Origin of the sequence: Sphingomonas sp. Leaf34, assembly GCF_001421805.1 — a bacterium.
Classification (GTDB): Bacteria; Pseudomonadota; Alphaproteobacteria; order Sphingomonadales; family Sphingomonadaceae; genus Sphingomonas.
This window is the reverse complement of the sequence record NZ_LMLC01000004.1, coordinates 359,670-381,789: the sequence shown is the minus strand read 5'-3', so window position 1 is coordinate 381,789 and position 22,120 is coordinate 359,670. Positions and strand designations below refer to the sequence as shown.

The window sequence follows — 22,120 nt, the reverse complement described above, 5'->3', positions numbered from 1 at the left end:
GCAAGGAGATCGGGCATGACCCTCGAACAACTCAGGATTTTCGTCGGTGTCGCAGAGCGCGAGCACATGACGCGCGCTGCCGAAGCGCTCAATGTGACGCAGTCAGCCGCAAGCGCTGCCATCGCCGCGCTAGAAGCTCGGCACGGCGTGCCGCTGTTCCACCGGGTCGGCCGCGGGATCGAACTGTCCGAAGCGGGCCGCATGTTTCTGGTCGACGCGCGCGCAGTGCTTGGCCGTGCCGCCAGCGCGGAACTTGCACTGGCCGAATATGCAGGACTGGAGCGCGGCACACTGCGGCTGGTCGCAAGCCAGACGATCGCAGGCTATTGGCTGCCCCGCCAGCTGGCGGCGTTCCATGCGCGCTACCCCGCGATCTCAATCGAACTGGCGATCGACAACACCGAGGGGGCCGCGGCGCGCGTGCTCGACGGTGCGGTCGAGCTCGGCTTCGTCGAGGGTGTGATCGACGAGCCCGCGCTCGCGCATTGGACGGTCGCGAACGACCGCATGGTGCTGGTAAGCGATCGCGCAGCCGACACGATCGACGAGGACTGGATCCGCGCCGCGCGCTGGATCGTCCGCGAACAGGGATCGGGCACGCGCTCGTCGTTCGAGGAGGTGTTGCGCCAGCGCGGCGTCGATCCGTCGGACCTCACCACCGCGCTGACCCTGCCGTCGAACGAGGCGGTACGTAGCGCGGTCGAGGCTGGCGCAGGCGTCGCGGTCCTGTCGCAGCATGTCGTCGCACCTGCAATCGCGGCCGGAACGTTGCACGATCTGCCGCTCGGTCTGCCGCGGCGTCCGTTCTACGCGCTGCGGCACAAAGAGCGCTATCGTACCCGGGCGGCCGATGCGCTGACCGATCTCATCAAGGAGACTGGCAAGTGACCGCCGATCTGAAACCCGTTCTTGATGGCCTGAAGCCGCTCAGCCGGCTCGACTCACCGCGCGAGATGATCCGGCAGTTCACGCCCAACTGGTTCGCCGCGACCATGGGCACCGGTATCCTGGCGCTGGCCTTACCGCAGGTGCCGGGCGTCGGCACGTCGCTGCACCCGGTCGGCGAGGCATTGTGGTATTTCAACATCGCGCTCTTCACGCTGTTCGCCGGGCTCTACACCGCGCGCTGGACGATGTTCGGGCACGAGGCGCGGCGGATCTTCGGGCACAACACCGTATCGATGTTCATCGGTACGATCCCGATGGGCCTCGCGACGATCATCAACGGGTTCCTGGCGTTCGGCCTGCCGCGGTTCGGCGCCGGCGTGATCCCGATCGCCGAGACATTGTGGTGGATCGACGTCGCGATGTCGCTCGCCTGCGGTGTAGCGATCCCCTACCTCATGTTTACCCGGCACGAACATTCGCTCGACGGCATGACCGCGGTGTGGCTCCTGCCAGTGGTCGCGGCCGAGGTCGCAGGCGCGAGCGGAGGCCTGCTCGCACCGCATCTGGCGGACGCCCATCATCAGTTCGTGGTGCTGGCGACCTCCTATGTCCTGTGGGCCTATTCGGTGCCGGTCGCGTTCGGCATTCTCGCGATCCTGATCCTGCGGATGGCTCTCCACAAGCTGCCGCACGAGAGCATGGCCGCCTCGAGCTGGCTCGCGCTCGGTCCGATCGGCACCGGTGCGCTCGGGATGCTGGTGCTCGGTAGCGACGCGCCCGCGATCCTCGCCGCCAACGGCCTCGGCCAGATCGGCGCGGTAGCGCAGGGGATCGGCACGATCGCCGGGCTGTTGCTCTGGGGCTTCGGCCTGTGGTGGCTGGCGCTCGCGACGCTGATCACGATCCGCTACTGGCGCGCGGGTATCCCGTTCAACCTTGGCTGGTGGGGCTACACCTTCCCGCTCGGCGTCTACACTGTCGCCACCTTCAAGCTCGGCACGACGCTCCAGCTCGGCTTTTTCGGGATCGTCGGCACCATCCTCACCATCGCGCTCGCAGCGATGTGGCTGCTGGTCGGCGCCAAGACGGTCGCAGGCGGCTGGCGCGGAAACCTGTTCGTGTCGCCCTGCATCGCCCAAGCCAATTGATGGGCCGAACTGATCGTCCTGCCGGATCGAACCGGCCCATCCGATCGACCCGTACCGGGCAGACCGTCGGACGGATCGCGCATAAGAGCATGACATCGAAGGGAGAATGCTGGTGGACAGCCTGGATATGAAACTGGCGCAGGCGACGAACCGCCGTCGCTTTCTCGCAGAGGCTGCGATCGGCAGCGGCGCGCTGATCGCCGCACCCGCGCTGGCGCAGAGCATGGTCGACCTGCATCTTCCGGGTGGCCCATCGGAACGGCCGATAACCAGTGCGTTCCCCGGCAAGGGCAGCATGATCCTCCAGCGGATCCACCCGCCGCTGCTGGAAACGCCGATGAGCGTGTTCAATGGCGACGTCTTCACACCGAACGACCAGTTCTTCGTCCGCTGGCACTGGGCCGACATTCCGACCGCGATCGATGTCGAGGCGTTCCGGATCAAGGTGCACGGCGCGGTCACGCGGCCGCTGTCGATCTCGCTCGCGCAACTGCTGAAGTTGCCACGCGTCGAGCTGGCGGCGATCAACCAATGCTCGGGCAATTCGCGTGCGCTGTTCCAGCCCCCTGTTGCCGGTGCGCAGTGGCGTCACGGGGCGATGGGCAACGCCAAATGGCTCGGCGTGCGCCTGCGCGACGTGCTCGATATCGCCGGCGTGAAGCCGGGCGCGGTCGCGGTGCGGTTCGGTGCGCTCGACCAGCCGGTGGTCGCGGGTGGACCGGATTTTGCCAAGTCGCTGTCGATCGACCACGCACGCGACGGCGAAGTGATGCTCGCCTTCGGGATGAACGGTGAACAGATGCCGCTCCTCAACGGCTTCCCGGTCCGGCTGATCGTACCCGGCTGGTATTCGACCTATTGGGTCAAGATGCTGAACGACATCGAGGTGCTTGCCGCGCCCGACGACGGTTACTGGATGGCCAAGGCGTACAAGATCCCTGACACTCCAGGCGCGAACGTGCGGCCTGGCCAGAAGGATTTCCCGGCCGTCCCGATCAACAAGATGATCCCGCGCAGTTGGGTCACGAGCCTCGACGAAGGGCAGGTGATCGCGTTTGACCGGTCAATCCCGCTGGGCGGCATCGCGATGGGCGGCGATTGCGGCGTCGCCAAGGTCGATGTGTCGACCGACAACGGCAAGAGCTGGTACAAGACGACGCTTGGCCCCGATCACGGCAAATACAGTTTCCGCCGCTGGGATGCGCAGGTGCCGCTCAGCCATGCGGGCCCGACCAGACTGATGTCGCGCTGCTGGAACACCGCCGGCATCGCGCAGCCGATGACGCCGATCTGGAACCCGGGCGGGTTCATGCGCGGCAACATCGAAACCACCAACATCGTCGTCGGCTGAGGAGCGCTCCCCCATGAAAACGCCTTCCATCGGCACGCTGTCGTTCGGGTTCGTCGGCGCGACCGTCGTTCTTCTACTCGCGATCGGTGCCCCGAACAGCCGCATCGCCCCGCCGCCTGCCGCCCCGACCGCACCACCGCCGCCAAGCGTTTCGGCGCGCGGCTTCTCGCTGGCGTCCACCTCGGTCGATCTCCCGACCGACGAAGGGCAATATCCCGCCGGCCCGCATGCCGACGTCATCAACGCCAACTGCACCTCGTGTCATTCGGCGAGCATGGCGCTGAACCAGCCGCCACTCTCCTCCGATCAGTGGACCGCGGAGGTCACCAAGATGCGCGAGGTCTACAAGGCTCCTGTTGCACAGGCTGACGTGCCGGCGATCGTCGCTTATCTGACCGCCATGAGCGCAAAGCAGCCGGGCGCCGCGAAGGGCAAGGCGCAAGACCCCGATCCGAAGGCTGCGCCCGACGTATCGGGGGGATCAGGCTAAGCCCATCACTCACGACACGCGGTTCTGCGCGCGAAGTGCTGTGCGGCGTGTACGTGTCTCGCGCAGTGTTGCATTGGGCGCGAGGCCGTTCGCGGGCACCTTGGGTATCGCAACGCGCTGCGACAGGTAGATGCCATTGTGGCCCGAGCAGAGATAGGCCACGAAACAGGCGACGGCGATCGGCACCGCATAGCTGGCGCCAAACAGTTCAATCCCCATGAAGGTGCAGGCGAGCGGGGTATTGGCAGCCCCGGCAAAGACCGCAACAAAGCCGATCGCGGCGAACAGGCCCGTCGGTACGTCCAAGAAAGGCGCCAGCGCGTTACCGAGCGCCGCGCCGATGAAGAACAACGGCGTGACTTCACCGCCTTTGAAACCCGCACCGAGCGTGACGACAGTAAACAGCAGCTTGATCGCCCAACTCCACGGATGCGTGTCTGGTCCGAAGAAGCTGGCGATGGTAAGGCTCTCGGGCCTCGCTGCCAGGACACCCAGGCCTAGATAGTCGCGCGTGCCGAACAGGAAGACGAGCGCGATAACGACGACCCCGCCGATCACTGGACGTAGCGGACCATAGGGGACGATCCGCTTCAGACATCCCCCGACCACGTGGTTGGCTTCGGCGAAGGCCAAACCGACCAGTCCGAATATGATCCCCGCAATACCCGCCTTCGTCACGAGCAGCGCATCGACCGGTATCAACGCACCGATCGGGTAGACACCGTGATGGATACCCCAGGCGAGGCACGTCCAATCGCCGACTAGCGCTGCAACGAGGCAAGGCACTAGCGCGGAATATTCAACGCGGCCGATCGCCAGCACTTCGAGCGCGAAGACCGCGCCTGCGATCGGCGTGCCGAAGACCGCGCCGAACCCGGCTGCGATACCCGTCATCAACAGGATGCGCGTGCCGCCCGCATCGAGGCGGAGCGCGCGGCCGAAACCGCTGGCAAGGCTTCCACCCAATTGGACGGCGGTGCCCTCACGTCCGGCCGAGCCACCGAAAAGATGCGTCACCACTGTGCCGAAGAAGATGAGCGGCGCCATCCGCAGAGGCACCCCGCCGCCAGGCTCGTGGACCTGCTCGACGATCAGATTGTTGCCGCCTTCCACTGTGCGCCCGGTGACATGGTAGAGGAATCCGACAACGAACCCGCCCACCGGTAGCAGATAGAGCAGCCAAGGCGATGCAAACCGCAGTCGCGTAACGGTATCGAGACTCAGCAGGAACGCCGCACATAGCGTCCCGACGAGTGCCGCCATGGGCAGCAAGATCAGCGCCCAGCGCAGGACAGAGATCGCATGGTCGTGACGATCGCGCATGAATGCCGCGACGTTCAGCGTGCCGACGAGATTGCGAAAGGTAGCGCGCACAATTCCTCCTTGCTGCCTGAAGGCGCCAAGTAGGAATCATCAGCTCTTATCAGAGCGGTTCGGCCAAATTGCCCGGCAGAAATCCATTGCCAAAGTCGATCTATTAGACGTTTGCCCCAACCGTCAATGGGCATGTTGGTCGGGCAAATGCTCGGACCGGCCAGTCGGCAGCGTCTATCTGAGCCCGTTATATGTACCGACCCCGGGTACGCTGCATGCGGGACCGATCGGCTTTGGCCCACGTCGTTTTCGGGCTTCGTCACAAGGGGGCGATACCGCACGAAAGCCGCGGATGCGCTGCGGGGTCTGATCGGTTCGCAGCAAACCTAGGGATGGCTGCTACGAGCGTGCCGTCCAGATGCCGACGAGCGCGGCCAGTGACACGAGCATGAGAAACCCGTTCATCACTAGGAGCAACGTCGCTGGCAGGCGCTTGATGTCCGGTCGTGGCGGCGGGGCGCCTGCGCCCATCTCTCGCCACACCGCAGCGGCGAAGCAAAAGGCGCTGAACAAGATCAGCATGGTCCCGGTCGCCGTCGCCAGCCACGGGAACACGACGTCCTTGAGCAGCGCGCGCGCGCCGATACCGGAAGCGAGCGCCGCCAGTCCGGTACGCACCCAGGCAGCATAGGTGCGTTCGCCGGCGAGGATTGTGCGGTCCGCGGCAAGCTCTGTGCGACGGTCGGCGCTGTCCACCTGCTGGACTGCGCTGTCCTTCAGCTTGCTCGCGCTCTCCGCCAGCTTCGCATGGGCCCGATCGGCGTCGTGCGGCGCGTCCATCAGCCAGCGGTAACGGCGATGCGATGCCAGGCAGTCGAGAGATAGCCGGCGAAGTTCCAGATCGGCTCGGGCCGTTCGGGCTGCATCTGCCCGGCACCGTCAACGGCGCGCACGATCAGGACGTGGAGTCCGGGAGACAGATCGACCGTGACGTGCCACTGCGTCCAGCTCCAAGGCGCATCGGGTTTTGCAGTCAGTTCCGCCTGCAGCCAGTCGGTGCCGCCATTGACGGAGACCTCGACGCGGGTGACCGCTCGGCCGAAGGCGACCGCATAACCCGCGATTTCGCACGCGCCGGCGCTGACATGCGCGCCGTCCACCGGCGCGCAGATCGCAGCATTGAGCGGCATCTCCTCGATAGTCAGACCCCGATCCCAGTCTGCGTCCTCCTTCGCTACCGACGCCGGAAAGAGCTTGTAGTCCTTAGCCTGGATCGGCGCATCGGACGGGCGATCGCGCACCTCGATGCGCGTCAGCCACTTGGCGCTACGAACGCCCGCATAACCCGGCACGACGAGCCGCAGCGGTGCGCCATGTTCGGGGGCCAGCGCCTCGCCATTCATGGCCCAGACGATCAGCACGTCGGGCTCTAGCGCCTTGGCGATCGAGATCGAGGCACCGAACGGTGCCGTCTCACCATCGACATCCACGTTGTCGGCCCCCGTAGTGCCGACGAACGACGCGCCGTCCTGGATGCCGGCTGCGGCGAGCACGTCGCACAGTGCGACGCCGGTCCACGCCGCATTGCCAATCGCGCCCACGTCCCAGGGATCGCCCGAAGTCTTTTCCACGTCTTGAAGATGTGCCCGACGATTGCCGGCGCACTGCATGGTCGCGGTCACTGTCCGGGTCGCAAATGCCGTTTGAAGTTCGGCAACCGTGTAGGAGCGCGGGCGGTCGACTAAGCCGTCCAGCGCTATACGATGATCGTCGGCCAGTTCCGGCGTTGGTCCGTGACTGCGGATGTAGAAGTTCGCCTGCGGCGTCAGGAAGGACGTGATCAGTTTATCCGGGGGCGTTTCCGCATTGAGCGGCTCCGGACAGCGGAGGATCAGATTCTGTTCGGCGCGATCGGATGCGGTCATGCAAGCGGCCTACCATGATGAAATCAGTAGCGAAATCGATCGTTTTGCTGGGCGATGTCACCCAGGCTCTTTCGATAGCCTATCCCTTTCTAGACGGCGGTGGAGCGATCACCATGCCGTCGCGCGAAAGGCGCCGAGCGCCAGACAGCCTTTCCCGTAGATCGTCGCGATGTGGCTGGACTTGCTACGACGGCTTTGTCCCAAAAGTCGTCGCTAGGTACTAGGGATGACGGAAAACCCTGTCGCCATCGCAGATGCGCGACAAACGGGTGTTTTACGTCGCCTAAGACAACCCCGCCGGCGCCTCCCCTCCCTATCGCAACTCAGTTCGTGCTTTCGAGGACACTTGAAACGCTTGGGCTACCGCAGCCACTGCCCTACGAAGCCGCAGGCCGGCGAAGCTTACCAGCGTACCTTTGGTGCTTGTACGTCCAGGGTGGGCCAATGAACATGTACTTTCAGGAGAAGGACCCTGGTTGCACAGCGCAAAAGCGAAGCGTCATTTAGGGTATACCCTGTCCGGCGTTTCAGACGTCAGCACTTGCGGTCCACACGCTTCTTAAAGCGAAGGCTTTGAGCCCATTGTCATGAGACACATTCTTTTAAAATGCTTTAAGAATACCAAACGGAGGCTTCAAATGACCCCTAAACGGGCACATTTAATCTATCCTTTATACATTCTAATATCGTTAGCTGAGAAACTTGAAACCCCTTTCGATTGCAAATAGATTTCGATCATCCATGCGCGCTCCATTTGCGAGTCGCGATGCCAGTATAAAATGCTCCCTAGTAGCGAAGCGTAAGAGGAATCTCGTTTCGCCCTGTCATAGCCACCATCTGCTAAAGTATTTTTCCATACTCGTGTTGCCAAGGCATCTTTTAGGTAGTGGGCTGCTTTTTTGACTTCCGCGGATCTAATTGGCCATTCTACCCCTAAAACCTCTTGGTATGATGTATTAATTAGGTGAGCTATTCCAACAGAAGCCACCTTCAACACTTCTCTCTGATCTATCCACTGTAATAGCTCAAACGATCCTCCCGTTAAACGCAGTATTCTGTCTCCATATTCGTGCCAAAGCTCAGCAATTAACTTTCGTTTTTCTTTATGGACATAACCCGGCGCGATTAGCTCTTCGACTAACGTTCTGAGCGTCCTGAACCATCGTGTAGGTGTAATGAATTGATCGGGTATTATCCCCTCGCGAAAAGCGTTGCCCGAAATACGATCTAACTCAACCATTTCGAGCGTCGGCTTGCCTGTAAAGGTTTGATTCCACAATACATACTGACCAGGTAAAAATACGCATTCCTGAAGGAAGCACTGATGCGTGGCACATGATAGTGAAACTGGAACCAGCCAGTCCAAACGCAGGGCGATAGTGCAATCCTCGCCTACGCATCGAGGACAGGCCCGAACTCGATCTCCAAAACCCCAAGGCCGCCACTTAAGGGAATTTCGTGTCAGTCTTGGCCGATCGTTCCAGCTTTTCAATAAAACTGTCTGACTTAGAACGTAATCCTCAAAACCTCCTGCATTATCGCCAAATGCATATGGAACAACGCCATCAAACGTCATCGAACGAACTTTATTAAACTCTACGCGACTTAATCTGCAGATATTCTGCAAAAGATTTAGATCGCTCGTAAAATTAATTTCGGACCAACTCCCGCTGTATCCGAAGTATTCTTGAACCAGCTGCTCGAAACTAACATCGTGCAAGTTCCCGATGCGAGTAAGCCACGATGAAAGCGCCTCACCCGACGCTGGCTCAACCCGTATGGGCCATGGCCTAGACGAATGGGGCAAAGAAGTGACTGATCTGCCCGGGCAACCTTCTCAGCGAGTTCAAGGGACGTGATATGAGCACCCGGGCATAATGTCTTTCTCTCGCTGCTAGTGCAAGGAAGCCCCGCCCTGTGCAGCAGCACTCAAGCTAGTGCAACGAGACCCAAGACGTTCACACCGCCGCCGGTGAGCGCGGCCATCGATGCGGAGTGGTGCGGGGCGCGGAACGGCCGCGTTCGCGTCAGGCGCCCGCCGGTCAGCGTACCCGCGACCGACTGGACCATCGACACTTCAAGCGCCTCGGCGGGATCCAGCGGGGGCAGGATGCCGGGAAGGCACGACGCCATCAGCGACTTGCCCGATCCTGGGGGGCCTACCATCAAGAGGTTGTGCGCGCCCGCCGCAGCGATCTCGAGCGCACGCTTGGCCGTCTCCTGCCCTTTAACCTGGCGAAGATCGGGCCCTTGATCGGCGTACTCCGCGATTCCCGGCGTCGGCGGGCTGAGCAGCCCGTGGCCCTTGAAGTGATTCAGTAGCGACAGCAGGTCAGGTGCGGCGATGACCTCGATCTCGCCCGCCCATGCTGCCTCCGACCCTTGCGTAGCAGGGCATACAAGCCCCTTCCCTACTTCGGACGCATGCAGCGCTGCCAGCAGCACGCCGGGCGAGGCGGTGATCCGCGCGTCGAGCCCGAGTTCGCCGACGACCACATAATCGGCCAGCGCCTCGGCATCGACCACGCCCATCGCGGCCAAGAGCGCGAGTGCAATCGGTAGATCGAAATGCGATCCTTCTTTCGGCAGGTCGGCGGGCGACAGGTTCACTGCGATGCGTTTGGGCGGCAGCGACAACCCCATCCCGGCGATCGCGCCGCGCACGCGTTCGCGGCTTTCGCCGACCGCCTTGTCCGCCAATCCGACCACGTTAAACGCAGGAAGTCCTGGAATCAGTTGGACTTGCACCTCGACCGCGCGGGCCTCCAGCCCGAGATACGCCACCGTCGCCACGATCGCCGCCATGCCCGCTCCCCTGCGACTATGACGTCACGCCTTATTCATACCCGATTTGCCTTGTCTGCAAGGACAAGTGGCCAAACACCGTCTTGCCAGCCTAATACACCGGACATAAATGCCTGTCGTGAACGCCGTCCGCTCTCCCATCCTACGCATCGGCCAGTTGGTGCTGGGCGTGCTTCTGATCCTCAGCGCACCGATTCTCGCGCCGCTGCCCGGGCCTGCCGGGATATTTCTGTTCGCGGGCGGGATGGTCCTCGTGCTGCGCAATTCGAAGGGCGCGCGGCTGAAATGGGCGCGGTTAAAGCGACGTTGGCCGCGCGCCGGGCATTTCGTCGATCGGATTATGCGGCGACAAAGCGCGATGCGCCGCCATGAGCGGTCGAAGTCATCGAAAAGCGCTACGGCCAAGGCCAGTGCGAATTGACTTACCCGCCCCGTTTCCGTAAGCGCCCACCCATCAAGGCCGTCCCCGTGGCGGCCGTTTTCTATTTGATGACCTAGGGAATGACCAATGAAGCGGACCTTTCAGCCGAGCAACCTGGTACGCGCACGCCGTCACGGCTTCCGCGCACGGATGGCGACGGTCGGCGGCCGGGCAGTGATCCATGCACGCCGCGCGCGCGGTCGCAAGAAGCTGTCGGCCTAACCATACTCGACAAACGCCGCGATTTTCTCGCGGCGAATGCGGGGAAGCGCGCACCGATGCCCGGGTTCGTCCTGCTCATGCGCCCCCGCGACGACGGTGACAAGACGATGCGAATCGGCTTCACCGTCACCAAGAAGATCGGCAACGCCGTCGTCCGGAACCGCATGAAACGGCGGTTGCGGGCGTTGGCGCGTGAGCTGTTGGCGGAGCGCGGCGTTGTGGGGGCCGATCATGTCTTGATCGGGCGCAGCGGCGGAATCGAGCGCGATTACACGCTGTTGCGAACCGAGCTGGGCAAGGCGTTCCGTAAGGTGACGCCGCAGCCAACCTCCGGCACGACCCCGGCGAAGACCGGCGCCCAGGTGGAAAGGCGGTCGTGATAACGCGCTGCCATCCTTTAGCACCGTGCCCCAACTGGACCCCGACCTCCGCCGGGGTGGTGCCTGGGTATGGATGGCGTGGTGCACAACACGCGACCTCGCCCCGCATCTCGTTTTTCCGCGAAGGCGGGAGCCCAAGCTGGGCCCCACCCTCCGCGGGGACACAATGGGGGGCACGAACGCCCGCGCCGAAATGCTAGCCCGCCTCCTCATTCTGATCGCGCGCGGCTGGCGGCTTGGGCCCTCGCTCGTGCTGCCGTCGAGCTGTCGCTACGATCCTTCGTGTTCCGCCTATGCAATCGAGGCCGTTGGGCGCTATGGCGCGCTCAAGGGGGGCTGGTTGGCGGCGAAGCGTATCGCACGCTGCCATCCGTGGGGCGGGTATGGACCCGACCCAGTCCCAGAGCTGAAGCCTGAGAAATTGAAAGACTCCGCCCTGTGAAAGACGACAAGCAGAATTTCGTGCTGTTCGCTGTGATCGCGGCGCTGATCCTGTTCGGATGGCCGCTGATCCAGGGCAAGTTCTTCCCGACCGCGAATCCGCCGGTCACGAAGATCGAGGGCGGCAAGACCAAGGCGGTCGCGAACCCTGCCGCCGATCCCGCCGCCGACGGTGCCGCCGCCGTGCGCAATCGCGCCGCGGTCATCGCCGAGACGCCGCGCATCCGCATCGAGACGCCGCGCGTGTCGGGATCGATCAACCTCAAGGGCGCGCGGATCGATGATCTCGTGCTCAAGGGCTATGACGAGACGGTCGCGAAGAACTCGCCGCCAATCCGGCTGCTGTCGCCCGCCGGCGCACCCGATGCCTATTTCGCGAGCTTCGGCTGGCGTGCGCAGGGCCTGACCCCGCCCGCTGCCGACGCCGTCTGGACGCCCTCGGGCGCCACCACGCTGACGCCGACGACGCCGGTCACGCTCGACGCGACCAACGCGACGGGTCAGCGCTTCCGCATCCAGATCGCGGTCGATCAGGATTACATGTTCACGGTCCGTCAGACCGTCCTGAACGCCGGCACCGCCCCCGTACCCGTCGCGACCTATGGTCTCGTCAACCGGGTCGGCATCTCGAAGGATCCGTCGTCGATGACGATCCATGTCGGGCCGATGTCGGTCGACAATGGCGGCGCGCACTACCGTCCGAACTACAAGGACATCGACGAGGCCGCGCAGAAGTTCACGACGACCGGCGGCTGGCTCGGCTTCACCGACAAATACTGGCTGACGGCGATCATCCCCGACCAGGGCCAGACGTTCGACGGCCAGTTCCGCGCCGGCGCGAACAAAGCGTACCAGGCAGACTACGCGCTGCAGCCCAAGCAGATCGCACCGGGGCAGGCGATCACGCAGGTCTCGCGCTTCTTCGCGGGCGCCAAGGAAGTCCGCCTGCTTGATCGCTATACCGATCAGCAGGGCGTGGCGAAGCTGGACTATGCGATCGACTGGGGCTGGTTCCGGATCGTCGAGAAGCCGATCTTCTATTATCTCGATTGGCTGTTCCGGATGATCGGCAACTTCGGCGTCGCGATCATCCTTCTAACGGTGACGATCCGAGGGCTGCTGTTCCCGATCGCGCAGCGCCAGTTCAAGTCGATGGCAGCGATGCGCGCGGTCCAGCCGAAGGCGAAGGCCCTTCAGGCCAAGCACAAGGACGACAAGGTCCGCCTGCAGCAGGAGACGATGGCGCTGTACAAGGCCGAGGGCGTCAATCCGCTCGCCGGTTGCGCCCCGACGCTGCTTCAGATTCCGATCATGTACGCGCTGTACAAGGTGTTAATGCTGACGATCGAAATGCGTCACCAGCATTTCGTGCTGTGGATTAAGGATCTGTCCGCGCCCGATCCGCTGACGCCGCTCAACCTGTTCGGCCTCCTCGCCTTCACGCCGCCGCACTTCATCGCGATCGGCGTCGTGCCGATCATCCTAGGCATCAGCATGTACTTCCAGTTCAAGCTGAACCCGACACCGATGGACGACACGCAGAAGCAGGTCTTCGCGCTGCTGCCATGGGTGCTGATGTTCGTGATGGCGCCGTTCGCGGTCGGTCTCCAGGTGTACTGGATCACGTCGAACTGCCTGACGATTCTCCAGCAGAAATTGCTCTATGCCCGGCATCCGGGCCTGAAAGATCCGGTGACCAAGTGAACGACGTTCCCAATCTCGGACCGGATCTGGAGCAGGTCGATGCACCGTTCACAGCAGAACAGCTCGAACATGCGCGCAAGCTGTTTGCCGGGCATGTCGGCTTCCTGAAGTCCGCGCCAACGCTCGAATTCCTGCCCGACGCGACCGTGCCGGAAGTGGCGTTTGCAGGGCGGTCGAACGTCGGCAAGTCGTCGCTGCTCAACGCGCTGACGGGGCGCAACTCGATGGCGCGCACGTCGAACACGCCGGGGCGCACGCAGGAGCTGAACTTCTTCGACGTCGGCGCGCCACTTGCCTTCCGTCTCGTTGACATGCCCGGCTATGGCTTTGCCAAGGCGCCAAAGGATGTCGTCAAGAAATGGCGTTTCCTGATCAACGACTTCCTGCGCGGGCGTGACGTGTTGAAGCGCGCGCTGGTGCTGATCGATTCGCGCCACGGGATCAAGGACGTCGACCGTGAGATCCTCGAGATGCTCGACAAGGCCGCGGTCAGCTATCGCATGGTCCTGACCAAGGCGGACAAGATCAAGGCGTCCGAACTCGTCGAAGTGACCGAACGCACCGCGATCGAGGCACGCAAACGTCCCGCCGCGCATCCCGACATCCTGGTCACGTCGAGCGAATACGGGATGGGCATCCCCGAACTGCGCGCGGCCGTCGTCGAAGCGGTTAGCTAGGACGACATCGGTTGCGGGTTCGCACGCTAAACGCAACCTGATCGTATCAACCTGCGTTTTGCACCTGACACGGTGCGTCAAACTTCGTAGCTTCTCGCAAAAGGGGAGTGCGTAAATGCGTAAGCGTACAGGGGCGATTCTGGCCATGGCCGCCATGCTGTCGGGCTGCGGGGGAAGCGACAGCAGCAATGTATCGACGGGCGGCAGTACCCCGTCGCCGACGCCAACTGCTTCAACGGGCTGTTCTCTGCGTGAGCGTCAGGACTGGGCCACGTCGCAGTTGCGCGAATGGTACCTATTCCCGGATACGCTGCCCGCCACGCTGAGCCCCGCGTCCTACACGACGGTCGACGACTATATCGACGCACTCACCGCCACCGCGCGGGCGCAGCGCAAGGACCGCTTCTTCACCTATCTTACCTCGATCAAGGAAGAGGACGCCTATTACGCGTCCGGCTCGAGCGCAGGCTTCGGACTGCGGTTCGCATTGGACCAGACCGGCCGCCGGCTGTTCGCGGCGGAAGCGTTCGAAGGCGCGCCCGGGCTCGCGGCGGGAATCGATCGCGGTACCGAGATTGTGGCCATCGGTACGACGTCGGCGAATCTACGCACCGTCAACGCGATCATCGCCGCCGAGGGGACGGCCGGGCTCACCACCGCGCTCGGCCCCGATACGGTCGGCACCGCTCGCGTGATGCAGATCAACGACGCGGCGGGCACGCGTACCGTCACCGTGACCAAGAGCGATTTCTCGCTGCTGCCGATATCGACCCGCTACGGAGCGAAGATCATTCAGGATGGCGGCCAGAGCGTCGGCTACATCAATCTGCGGACGTTCATCAAGACCGCCGAACCAGCGCTGAAGACCGCCTTCGCCGATTTCCGCGCGAAAGGCGTCACCCGCGTGATTATCGATCTGCGCTACAATGGCGGGGGGCTGATCGAGACTGCGGAATATCTCGGCGACCTGCTCGGCGGGGCGCGATCGACGTCAGAGGTCTTCGACTATGTGACGTTCCGTACCGAGAAGGCATCGAACAACACCACCCGGTTCTTCGCGCCCCAGGCCGAATCGATCGCGCCGACACGGATCGCGTTCATCGGCACCGGCGGCACGGCATCGGCGAGCGAACTGGTGATCAACGCGTTCACACCGTATTTGCACACCAATGCCGGGCTGATCGGCACCAACACGTATGGCAAGCCGGTCGGCCAGATCGCGCTCGACAAGGATGCATGCGACGATCGCCTGCGCGTGGTGGCGCTGGCGACGCAAAATGCGGCACGCAACGGCAATTATTATGACGGGCTGGTGAGCACCGTCGAGGCGTCGTGCCAGGCGTCGGACGAGATCGCCTACCAGCTGGGCGATCCGCTCGAATCCTCCACGCGGCAGGCGCTCAACTTCCTCGCGGGGCGCAGCTGCACGCCGATCACGGGCGATGCGAGCGCCCGCTCGCTGCGCACGTCCACCACGCGGCAAGACCTGCTGATCCCGGATCGTCCGGGCACCGCGCAGCGCGACGTGCCGGGGCTGTTCTGACCCGTGCACGCCGTGCAGCGGAGATATGAGCGGGGCGATTGCCTCTTGTCGCCCCCTGGCCTAGCACCGCGCACATGAAACTGATCATCGGCAACAAGGCTTATTCCTCTTGGTCGCTGCGCGGCTGGCTCGCGTGCAAGCAGGCGGGGCTGCCGTTCGAGGAGGTGGTCGTGCCGATGTACGACGCCGATTGGGAAAAGCGCCGCGCGGGCGACGAGTTCGCACCGTCGTCGGGCAAGGTGCCGATCCTGTGGGACGGCGACGCGGTAGTGTGGGACAGCTTAGCGATCGTCGACTACCTCTCCGACAAGGTCGGGCGCGAGCGGTTCTGGCCCGAGGACAATGCCGCGCGCGCGATGGCGCGATCGATGGCGGCGGAGATGCATTCGAGCTTTGCCGCGCTGCGCCGCAAGCACAGCATGAACGTGCGGCAGGTGTTCCCCGCGCGCACGCCCGATGACGACGTGCTCGCCGAATTGCAGCGGATCATGGAGATCTGGGCACAGGCGCGCGCACGCTTCGGCGGCGGCGGCGATTTCCTGTTCGGGCAGTTCGGTGCCGCAGACATCATGTTCGCGCCGGTCGTCACGCGGATCGTCACCTACCAGCTGCCGATCGCGCGCTTTGCCGCCGGCTATATGCAGGCCATGTTCGAACATCCCTTCATGCAGGACTGGATCGCGTCCGCGCAGGAAGAGGAATGGGTGCTCGAGCAATATGAGCAGCCGGTCGCGACACCCGCCTGATCGCGACCGCGGCGTGATCGACCCCGTTCACCTGACCCAGGCGCTGTTGCGCGCGGACAGTGTCACCCCCGCGCGTGGAACGGTCTTCGACGTGCTGGAAGCGGCGCTCGTGCCGATCGGCTTCGCGGTCGACCGGTTCGTGGTCGGAGAGGCACCGGACGGCCCGGTCGAGAATCTGCTCGCCACGCGCGGTGACGGCACGCGGCATCTGGCGTTTGCCGGGCATGTCGACGTCGTGCCGCCCGGTGAGGGCTGGACCGGATCGCCCTGGTCCGGTGAGGTCAGCGGCGGGCTGCTGTACGGACGTGGTGCGGTCGACATGAAGGGCGCGGTCGCAGCCTTCGTCGCCGCCGCCAGCCGGAGCGATGCCGACACGGGCACGCTGTCGCTGATCATCACCGGGGACGAGGAGGGCCCGGCGACCTATGGTACCGTCGCGTTGATGGAGCGTATGGCTGTGCGCGGGATCGTACCCGAATTGTGTTTAGTCGGCGAGCCGACCTCGACCACGCAGCTTGGCGACATGGTCAAGATCGGGCGACGTGGCTCGGTCAACATCTGGATCGACGTGCCGGGGCGCCAGGGGCATGTCGCCTACCCGCATCTGGCGGATAACCCGATCCCGCGACTGATCGCGGTCCTTGCCGAGATCGAGACCGTCGTGCTCGACGAGGGGACCGACTGGTTCCAGCCGTCGAACATCGAGGTCACCGACATCACGGTCGGCAACCCCGCGCACAACGTTATCCCGGCACACGCCTCGGCGCGGCTCAGCATTCGGTTCAACGATCGTCATGGCGGCGGTGACCTGATTGCGCGGATCCGCGAGATCGCCGAACGTCATGCGCCAGGCGCGCTGGTGACGGGCAAGGTCTCGGGCGAGGCGTTCCTGACCGAGCCGGGCGCGTTTTCAACGTTGCTGTCGGAGGCGATCCTCGCGGCGACCGGGATCACGCCGGCGCTGTCAACTACCGGTGGCACCTCCGACGCTCGGTTCCTGTCGCGGCTGTGCCCGGTGGTCGAGTTCGGGCTGATCAACGCGACCATGCACAAGGTCGACGAGGCGGTCGCGGTCGAGGACCTGCGGAAGCTGGCAGACATCTATGCAGACGTGATCGAACGGGCGCTGCGTTAGCGTCGGTTGGCCGCGCGCTACTCCCGCCCGCGGCGCAGGACGATGTACAAGGCCCCCTGCCCACCGTGCCGCGGATGCGCGCCGCGGACGGCAGCGATCGAGTCCGCGTGACGCGAGCCCGCCAGCCAGTCCGTCACCGCCGACCGGATCGCACCGCGGGCATGCGGGCGCTCGCTCTCTGGCCGTGGCGGCTTGCCCGTCACCAGCAGCAGCACGCGATCACCACGCGCGATCGCCCGGCCAAGCCCGACATCGAGCATCGCATGCGCCGACGCCAGCGTATGCCCGTGCAGATCGATCGAACTGTCGGGGCTAACCACACCTCGCGTCAGCCGCTTGTCCCAGCCGCCGTCGAGCGTGTTCGCGGTAATGGGTCGGGCGACCGGACGCGGCGCGACAGCCGGCCTTGCGCCGGGTCGGCTTGCGAACGGCGTGACGACGGTCCGGACGATCGGCTTGACCCGGCCCATCGGCGCGGGCGGTGGCGGAATGATCTTCCCGTTGGGCCCGATCAGCGGCTTTGGCGGTGGCGGCAACGGCGGCGCGCGGTCCGGGATACGAACCGCGACGACGCGCATCGGCCGGACGCTCGCCATCACGCGCGCCCAGAGCTGCGCCTCGTCAGGGTTGAGCGGTCGGCCCGCCATCTTGCGCCCCATTCGCTAGACCGTTGAACCGCTGGCCGTTGAGCCGCTGCACGGTACCGATCGGCAGCAGCAGGAACGCGGTACCGCGCCCGGCCATGCCGCCCGCGGTCGACTCCGCGGCGGGGCCCGCGCCCCAGAACGTATCGAAACGGTTGCTGCCCTTGATCGCGCCGCCGGTATCCTGTGCGACCCACATCCCGCTCGCGTCCTGGCGATCGAGCGAGAGGAACACGGGCGCGCCGAGCGGCACGAACTTGACGTCGGCCGCAGCGCTCACCTGACCGGTCACGGGCAGGCCGAGCGCGCCCAGCGGTGCGCCCTCCAACTCGCGAAAGAAGACAAAGCTCTTGTTCTCGCGCATGATCGCCTGGCCTTCGGCCGGATGCGCATGCAACCACGCGACGATGCCCTGCATCGAGGTCTGCCCAGGTTGCAGCAAGCCGCGCGATTTCATCAGCGCGCCGATGCCGGTATAATCGCGACCGTTCTGCGTCGCATAGCCGATCCGCAGGATCTCGCCGTCCGGCAGGCGCAACCGCCCCGATCCCTGGATCTGGAGGAAGAACAGCTCGACCGGATCGCGCGCCCAGGCGAGGATCGGCGCGCGACCGTCGATGGCGCCCTGCTCGATCGCGGTACGATCATAATAGGGCACCAGATTGCTGCGATCGACGCGACCGCGGACCTTCTTGCCCTTCAAGCTGGTCGAGAACGCGCCGAGATCTACATCGATCAGGTCGTTCGGCCGGCCGTAGATGGGCGCATAGCCGTCACGCCGCTCGAGCGATCCTGCTATCTCGGGTTCGTAATAGCCGGTCGCGAACGCCTTGCCGTCGCCGACCTGCGCCGCCTCGAACCATTGGTTGAAAAAGACGCGCGCGCCGCCGCGGGGGACCGAAGCCGCCGCGGTACAGGCGGGCTGCCAATCGGCGCCACGCGTGAGACCCGACGTATCGGAGCGCCGGACCAGCGACGGGCAACTGGTCACGAAGGCGGACAGCGCCGACTGCGCCTGCGTCTCGTCGATCGGCAAGCTCGCGATCGCCGGGCCAGCGACCACGCCCGCGGCGGCTGCATTGACCGGCGCAGTCGGCGCGATCACCGGAACAGGGAGCATCGGCACCGCGCCGACGATCCGCGCCGGCATCTGGATTCCGCGAATATTGGGCGAAGCGCCCGTATCGCGGGAGGGATGGACGCGAACCGGTTCGCGAGGAGAATTGCTGTCGGTAGTACCGCCGCGATCGACGGGCGCGGGTCCCGATCGTGGCGGCTCGACGCCACCGACGCACGCGCTGACCAGCAACGAGAGACCCAGGCCCCCGAGCGCGCGCCCTCTGAACTGCACGATCACGCCTCGTCGGTGTCGGCGAGCTTCCAGTTCGGATCGCTGCTCTTGAGCGTCCGTGCGAAGGTCCAGACGTCGTGCGTCTCGACCGCATCGGTCAGCGACCCGGCCAGGACATTGCCCTCGCCGTCGCGCGTGACCGCCGCGATATCCGCGTCGAAGCGTACCGTGATCCGCGCATCGCGGCCCGATACACTCGCATCGGCGATCACCGCGCGTTCGATCGAGACGAGACGATTGTCGAGCACTTCGCCTGCGGCAACACGCGCCGCAATCGCCTCGGCAAACGCGGTACGGACGTCGTCCTCGGCGAGATAGCCGAGTTCGTCCTCGTCACCCTTCCAGAACGCCTCGAGCACCATCCGATAGGCGCCTTGCGCGCCCTCGAGGAACTGGTTGACGTCGAACCCGGATTCGGCGGCAACGATCGCGCGCAGGCCCGCTTCGGCGCGCGGCTCGATATTCCGGCTGACGACCTCGCGGGGCTCGGGCGTCGCATCGACCGTTCGCGGAACGGCGGCGAGCGCAGGGCGGTCCTCGGCCGTGCGCGGCAAGGGCTGTTCATGCCCTGTCCGCTTGCCGAGCACGCTATACAGTCGCATCGCCAAGAAGCCTGCAACCATCGCGAGAAGAACTACGTAAAACAACCGTGCCTCCGATCTTCGGACTAACATAGGCCAAAGCTGCGCTTATTCAAACCCGGGCCCGTTGAAACACCCGGTCGGCACTGCTACTCGCAGCCGCCTGACCGATATGAACGCGCAAGCGTGCCGCTTCGGTCCCTATTTCACGCTTCTTCGCAAGGACACGACGAATGGATGATCAGGACAATGGCGTGACCGCGCCCGGCCAGATGGGCGACCAGGCGTTCGCCAACGGCGAGGACACGATCCCCGCAGCCGGGCTGATCTCGCAATATGTCAAGGATCTGTCGTTCGAGAACCCGAACGCACCTGCGGTCTACCAGAACCAGACCCCGCCGGCGATCGACGTGCAGTTCAACATCGGCGCGGCGCAGGTCGGCGACGAGGTGCACGAGGTCGTGCTGAAGATCGACGTCCGCGCCGAGACCGAGGGCCAGGTCGCGTTCATCGTCGACCTGTCGTACGCAGGCCTCTTCGGGCTGCGCAACATCCCCGCCGAGCATGTCCAGCCGTTCCTGCTGGGCGAGGCCCCGCGCCTGCTGTTCCCGTTCGCCCGCCGCGTGCTGTCGGATGCGGTGCGTGACGGCGGCTTCCCGCCGCTGCTGCTCGAGCCGATCGATTTCGGCCAGTTGTACCTGACTCAGTCCGAACAGCAGGGCATTCAGCCGAACGTCGGCGATTTCGGCCAGGCCTGATCGACCGGGGGCGGAGCGCAATTTAAATGAACCTGACCAAGGCGCTGGGATCGGTCGGCGGGCTGACGCTCGCCAGCCGTGTCCTGGGGTTGGTACGCGATTCGCTGTTTGCGCGGTTCGTCGGTGCCGGGTTCGCGTCGGACGCGTTCCTGATCGCGTTCCGCCTCCCCAACATGTTCCGCGCGCTCTTCGCCGAGGGCGCGTTTGCCGCCGCGTTCATTCCGATGTTCAATCGGAAGGTGGGCGACAAGAATGGCGGTGGCCTGCCCGACGGCATCGCCTTTGCCGAGGACGCGCTGTCGGTACTGCTGCCGGTGCTGATCGGCATGACCGTGCTGCTCGAAATTGCGGCCTGGCCCGTCACATGGCTCCTGACCTTCGGGTTCAACGGCGCGAGCGCAGAGCGGTTCGACTATGTCGTCCACCTGTCGCGGATCACCCTGCCCTATCTGCTGCTGATCAGCCTTGTCTCGCTGCTCGGGGGCATCCTCAATTCGCTGCACAAATTCTGGATCAACGCCGCGGCGCCGATCCTGCTGAACGCGACGCTGATCGCCGCTCTGCTGCTGTTCCACGATCACCAGCCGCTGCTGACCGCGCGCAACCAGGCTATCGCGGTCACCGTGTCGGGCGCGCTGCAACTCGGCTGGTTGATCTGGGCCTGCCGTAAGTCGGGCGTCTCGCTCCGCCTCAAGCGCCCGCAGCTCAACCCCGACGTGAAGAAACTGATGTCGCTCATCTGGCCCGCCGCCGCCGGCGCGGGCGCGGTCCAGATCAACCTCGTCGTCTCGACCGCGCTCGCCGCAGCGCTCCTCCCTGCGGGCTCGGTGTCGTACATTTATTTCGCCGACCGGCTGAACCAGTTGCCGCTCGGTCTGATCGGGATCGGGCTCGGCACCGTCCTGCTCCCGACCATCTCGCGCCAGCTCGGCCGCGGCGAGGAGGCGGAGGCGATGGCGACGCAGAATCGCGGCATGGAGCTCGCGCTGTTTCTGACGCTGCCGGCCACCGTCGCGCTGATCGTGTGCGGCGTGCCGATCGTCGGCGCGCTGTTCCAGCACGGCAAGTTCGCGCTCGACGACAGCGTGCTGACCGCGCAGGCGCTTGCCGCTTTCTCGATCGGGCTGCCGTCGTACATTCTCGTGAAGGTGCTGACGCCGGGCTATTATGCGCGCTCCGACACGAAGACGCCGGTGCGGTACGCAACGATGTCGATGGTCGTGAACCTCGTCCTCAACCTCGCCTTCATCAAGCCGCTCGGCCATATGGGCCCGCCGCTCGCCACTGCGATCGCGAGCACGGTCAACGTCGCGATGCTGTATCGCACGCTCGTCCGCCGCGGGCACTTCACTCCCGACGCGCGGCTGGTCCGGCGGACATGGCGGCTGGTGGTCGCGGCGCTCATCATGGGCGGCGTGATGTATTTCCTCAACGACCTGTTCCAGCCGTTCGTGACGGGCAGCAGCGTCGAGCGCTGGGGGGCGATGCTGGTGCTGGTCGCGACCGGCGGCGTCGTCTATGCGATCGCGACATTGCTCACCGGCGCGTTCCGGCTGGGCGACATCTCCACGCTTCTGCGTCGTTCTAGATAGGTTT

General features: G+C 64.6%; 22 protein-coding genes, 1 pseudogene and 1 riboswitch. Of the genes and pseudogenes, 15 read left to right on the top strand and 8 right to left on the bottom strand.

The window, feature by feature from the left end:
* Positions 1-15: 15 nt before the first annotated feature.
* From ASF00_RS13240 to ASF00_RS13225, 4 genes are all read left to right on the top strand, one after another.
* Positions 16-888: a LysR family transcriptional regulator gene (locus ASF00_RS13240; RefSeq protein ID WP_031392888.1), complete on the top strand. Its 873-nt coding sequence runs from the start codon at positions 16-18 to the stop codon at positions 886-888.
* On the top strand, positions 885-2,036 hold the full coding sequence (locus ASF00_RS13235; RefSeq protein ID WP_031392889.1) for a TDT family transporter: 1,152 nt from the start codon (positions 885-887) through the stop codon (positions 2,034-2,036). Before ASF00_RS13240 ends, ASF00_RS13235 begins: the two co-directional genes overlap by 4 nt.
* 106 nt (positions 2,037-2,142) lie before the next feature.
* A complete protein-coding gene (locus ASF00_RS13230; RefSeq protein ID WP_200910541.1) occupies positions 2,143-3,387 on the top strand; it encodes a molybdopterin-dependent oxidoreductase in 1,245 nt (414 codons plus the stop codon).
* 13 nt (positions 3,388-3,400) lie between these two features.
* Entirely contained in the window at positions 3,401-3,877 is a 477-nt protein-coding gene (locus ASF00_RS13225) for a hypothetical protein (RefSeq protein ID WP_031392891.1), read from the top strand.
* A 9-nt stretch (positions 3,878-3,886) separates the two neighbouring features.
* Here the strand turns inward: ASF00_RS13225 and ASF00_RS13220 are convergent, their stop codons facing one another.
* From ASF00_RS13220 to ASF00_RS13205, 5 genes and pseudogenes are all read right to left on the bottom strand, one after another.
* Positions 3,887-5,251, bottom strand: coding sequence for a voltage-gated chloride channel family protein (locus ASF00_RS13220; RefSeq protein ID WP_055879823.1), 1,365 nt, complete (start codon positions 5,249-5,251; stop codon positions 3,887-3,889).
* A 23-nt stretch (positions 5,252-5,274) separates the two neighbouring features.
* Positions 5,275-5,351: riboswitch (Fluoride riboswitch) on the bottom strand.
* Positions 5,352-5,590: 239 nt separating this feature from the next.
* Complete coding sequence (locus tag ASF00_RS13215) at positions 5,591-6,031, bottom strand: YidH family protein (RefSeq protein WP_051916165.1); 441 nt, start codon at positions 6,029-6,031, stop codon at positions 5,591-5,593.
* Complete coding sequence (locus ASF00_RS13210; protein WP_031392894.1) at positions 6,031-7,116, bottom strand: sulfite oxidase; 1,086 nt, start codon at positions 7,114-7,116, stop codon at positions 6,031-6,033. The genes ASF00_RS13215 and ASF00_RS13210 overlap by 1 nt, the downstream gene beginning before the upstream one ends.
* A gap of 664 nt (positions 7,117-7,780) precedes the next feature.
* Positions 7,781-8,923: a TniQ family protein gene (locus tag ASF00_RS18060; RefSeq protein WP_082463424.1), complete on the bottom strand. Its 1,143-nt coding sequence runs from the start codon at positions 8,921-8,923 to the stop codon at positions 7,781-7,783.
* Positions 8,924-9,048: 125 nt separating this feature from the next.
* Positions 9,049-9,921, bottom strand: a pseudogene (locus ASF00_RS13205) (YifB family Mg chelatase-like AAA ATPase); the annotation flags it as partial.
* A gap of 118 nt (positions 9,922-10,039) precedes the next feature.
* Here ASF00_RS13205 and ASF00_RS13200 point away from each other — a divergent pair.
* The 9 genes from ASF00_RS13200 to dapE all read left to right on the top strand — a co-directional run bounded on the left by ASF00_RS13200 (position 10,040) and on the right by dapE (position 17,190).
* The gene (locus tag ASF00_RS13200) at positions 10,040-10,342 is read left to right on the top strand and encodes a hypothetical protein (protein ID WP_235525803.1); all 303 of its coding nucleotides are present in this window, start codon (positions 10,040-10,042) and stop codon (positions 10,340-10,342) included.
* 87 nt (positions 10,343-10,429) lie between these two features.
* Positions 10,430-10,564: a 50S ribosomal protein L34 gene (gene rpmH, locus ASF00_RS13195; protein ID WP_031393806.1), complete on the top strand. Its 135-nt coding sequence runs from the start codon at positions 10,430-10,432 to the stop codon at positions 10,562-10,564.
* 56 nt (positions 10,565-10,620) lie between these two features.
* Positions 10,621-10,944, top strand: a complete 324-nt coding sequence (rnpA, locus tag ASF00_RS13190; protein WP_055879817.1) for a ribonuclease P protein component — start codon at positions 10,621-10,623, stop codon at positions 10,942-10,944.
* 193 nt (positions 10,945-11,137) lie between these two features.
* Entirely contained in the window at positions 11,138-11,386 is a 249-nt protein-coding gene (yidD, locus tag ASF00_RS13185; protein ID WP_055880543.1) for a membrane protein insertion efficiency factor YidD, read from the top strand.
* Positions 11,383-13,089 (top strand): membrane protein insertase YidC, encoded by a 1,707-nt coding sequence (yidC, locus tag ASF00_RS13180; RefSeq protein WP_055879814.1) that lies wholly within the window; start codon positions 11,383-11,385, stop codon positions 13,087-13,089. Before yidD ends, yidC begins: the two co-directional genes overlap by 4 nt.
* A gap of 26 nt (positions 13,090-13,115) precedes the next feature.
* Complete coding sequence (gene yihA, locus ASF00_RS13175) at positions 13,116-13,766, top strand: ribosome biogenesis GTP-binding protein YihA/YsxC (RefSeq protein WP_055880540.1); 651 nt, start codon at positions 13,116-13,118, stop codon at positions 13,764-13,766.
* A 115-nt stretch (positions 13,767-13,881) separates the two neighbouring features.
* The gene (locus ASF00_RS13170) at positions 13,882-15,309 is read left to right on the top strand and encodes a S41 family peptidase (RefSeq protein ID WP_082463422.1); all 1,428 of its coding nucleotides are present in this window, start codon (positions 13,882-13,884) and stop codon (positions 15,307-15,309) included.
* Positions 15,310-15,383: 74 nt separating this feature from the next.
* Entirely contained in the window at positions 15,384-16,055 is a 672-nt protein-coding gene (locus tag ASF00_RS13165; RefSeq protein ID WP_055879810.1) for a glutathione S-transferase, read from the top strand.
* The gene (gene dapE, locus ASF00_RS13160; protein WP_082463421.1) at positions 16,027-17,190 is read left to right on the top strand and encodes a succinyl-diaminopimelate desuccinylase; all 1,164 of its coding nucleotides are present in this window, start codon (positions 16,027-16,029) and stop codon (positions 17,188-17,190) included. The genes ASF00_RS13165 and dapE overlap by 29 nt, the downstream gene beginning before the upstream one ends.
* Positions 17,191-17,207: 17 nt before the next feature.
* Here the strand turns inward: dapE and ASF00_RS13155 are convergent, their stop codons facing one another.
* The 3 genes from ASF00_RS13155 to ASF00_RS13145 are packed head-to-tail and all read right to left on the bottom strand — an operon-like array spanning position 17,208 to position 19,787.
* Positions 17,208-17,837 carry a Smr/MutS family protein gene (locus ASF00_RS13155; RefSeq protein WP_055880530.1) on the bottom strand — a complete coding sequence of 210 codons (630 nt, stop codon included), beginning with the start codon at positions 17,835-17,837 and terminating at the stop codon, positions 17,208-17,210.
* A complete protein-coding gene (gene mltA, locus ASF00_RS13150) occupies positions 17,812-19,191 on the bottom strand; it encodes a murein transglycosylase A (RefSeq protein ID WP_082463420.1) in 1,380 nt (459 codons plus the stop codon). The genes ASF00_RS13155 and mltA overlap by 26 nt, the downstream gene beginning before the upstream one ends.
* Complete coding sequence (locus tag ASF00_RS13145; RefSeq protein WP_443024414.1) at positions 19,188-19,787, bottom strand: Tim44/TimA family putative adaptor protein; 600 nt, start codon at positions 19,785-19,787, stop codon at positions 19,188-19,190. Before ASF00_RS13145 ends, mltA begins: the two co-directional genes overlap by 4 nt.
* Positions 19,788-19,999: 212 nt before the next feature.
* Here ASF00_RS13145 and secB point away from each other — a divergent pair, with 212 nt between their 5' ends.
* Together secB and murJ are read left to right on the top strand one after the other, a co-directional pair.
* Positions 20,000-20,524, top strand: a complete 525-nt coding sequence (gene secB, locus ASF00_RS13140; RefSeq protein WP_055879801.1) for a protein-export chaperone SecB — start codon at positions 20,000-20,002, stop codon at positions 20,522-20,524.
* A 26-nt stretch (positions 20,525-20,550) separates the two neighbouring features.
* Positions 20,551-22,116 carry a murein biosynthesis integral membrane protein MurJ gene (gene murJ / locus ASF00_RS13135; RefSeq protein WP_055879797.1) on the top strand — a complete coding sequence of 522 codons (1,566 nt, stop codon included), beginning with the start codon at positions 20,551-20,553 and terminating at the stop codon, positions 22,114-22,116.
* Positions 22,117-22,120: the final 4 nt, after the last annotated feature.

What these genes read in the sequence shown, in the direction of transcription:
- ASF00_RS13240 (WP_031392888.1), top strand. Translation starts at nt 16, where the DNA reads ATGACCCTCGAACAACTCAGGATTTTCGTCGGTGTCGCAGAGCGCGAG.
- ASF00_RS13230 (WP_200910541.1), top strand. Translation starts at nt 2,143, where the DNA reads ATGCTGGTGGACAGCCTGGATATGAAACTGGCGCAGGCGACGAACCGC.
- ASF00_RS13225 (WP_031392891.1), top strand. Translation starts at nt 3,401, where the DNA reads ATGAAAACGCCTTCCATCGGCACGCTGTCGTTCGGGTTCGTCGGCGCG.
- ASF00_RS13215 (WP_051916165.1), bottom strand. Translation starts at nt 6,031, where the DNA reads ATGGACGCGCCGCACGACGCCGATCGGGCCCATGCGAAGCTGGCGGAG.
- ASF00_RS13210 (WP_031392894.1), bottom strand. Translation starts at nt 7,116, where the DNA reads ATGACCGCATCCGATCGCGCCGAACAGAATCTGATCCTCCGCTGTCCG.
- rpmH (WP_031393806.1), top strand. Translation starts at nt 10,430, where the DNA reads ATGAAGCGGACCTTTCAGCCGAGCAACCTGGTACGCGCACGCCGTCAC.
- rnpA (WP_055879817.1), top strand. Translation starts at nt 10,621, where the DNA reads ATGCCCGGGTTCGTCCTGCTCATGCGCCCCCGCGACGACGGTGACAAG.
- yidD (WP_055880543.1), top strand. Translation starts at nt 11,138, where the DNA reads ATGCTAGCCCGCCTCCTCATTCTGATCGCGCGCGGCTGGCGGCTTGGG.
- ASF00_RS13170 (WP_082463422.1), top strand. Translation starts at nt 13,882, where the DNA reads ATGCGTAAGCGTACAGGGGCGATTCTGGCCATGGCCGCCATGCTGTCG.
- ASF00_RS13165 (WP_055879810.1), top strand. Translation starts at nt 15,384, where the DNA reads ATGAAACTGATCATCGGCAACAAGGCTTATTCCTCTTGGTCGCTGCGC.
- dapE (WP_082463421.1), top strand. Translation starts at nt 16,027, where the DNA reads ATGAGCAGCCGGTCGCGACACCCGCCTGATCGCGACCGCGGCGTGATC.
- ASF00_RS13155 (WP_055880530.1), bottom strand. Translation starts at nt 17,837, where the DNA reads ATGGCGGGCCGACCGCTCAACCCTGACGAGGCGCAGCTCTGGGCGCGC.
- ASF00_RS13145 (WP_443024414.1), bottom strand. Translation starts at nt 19,787, where the DNA reads ATGCGACTGTATAGCGTGCTCGGCAAGCGGACAGGGCATGAACAGCCC.
- secB (WP_055879801.1), top strand. Translation starts at nt 20,000, where the DNA reads ATGGATGATCAGGACAATGGCGTGACCGCGCCCGGCCAGATGGGCGAC.
- murJ (WP_055879797.1), top strand. Translation starts at nt 20,551, where the DNA reads ATGAACCTGACCAAGGCGCTGGGATCGGTCGGCGGGCTGACGCTCGCC.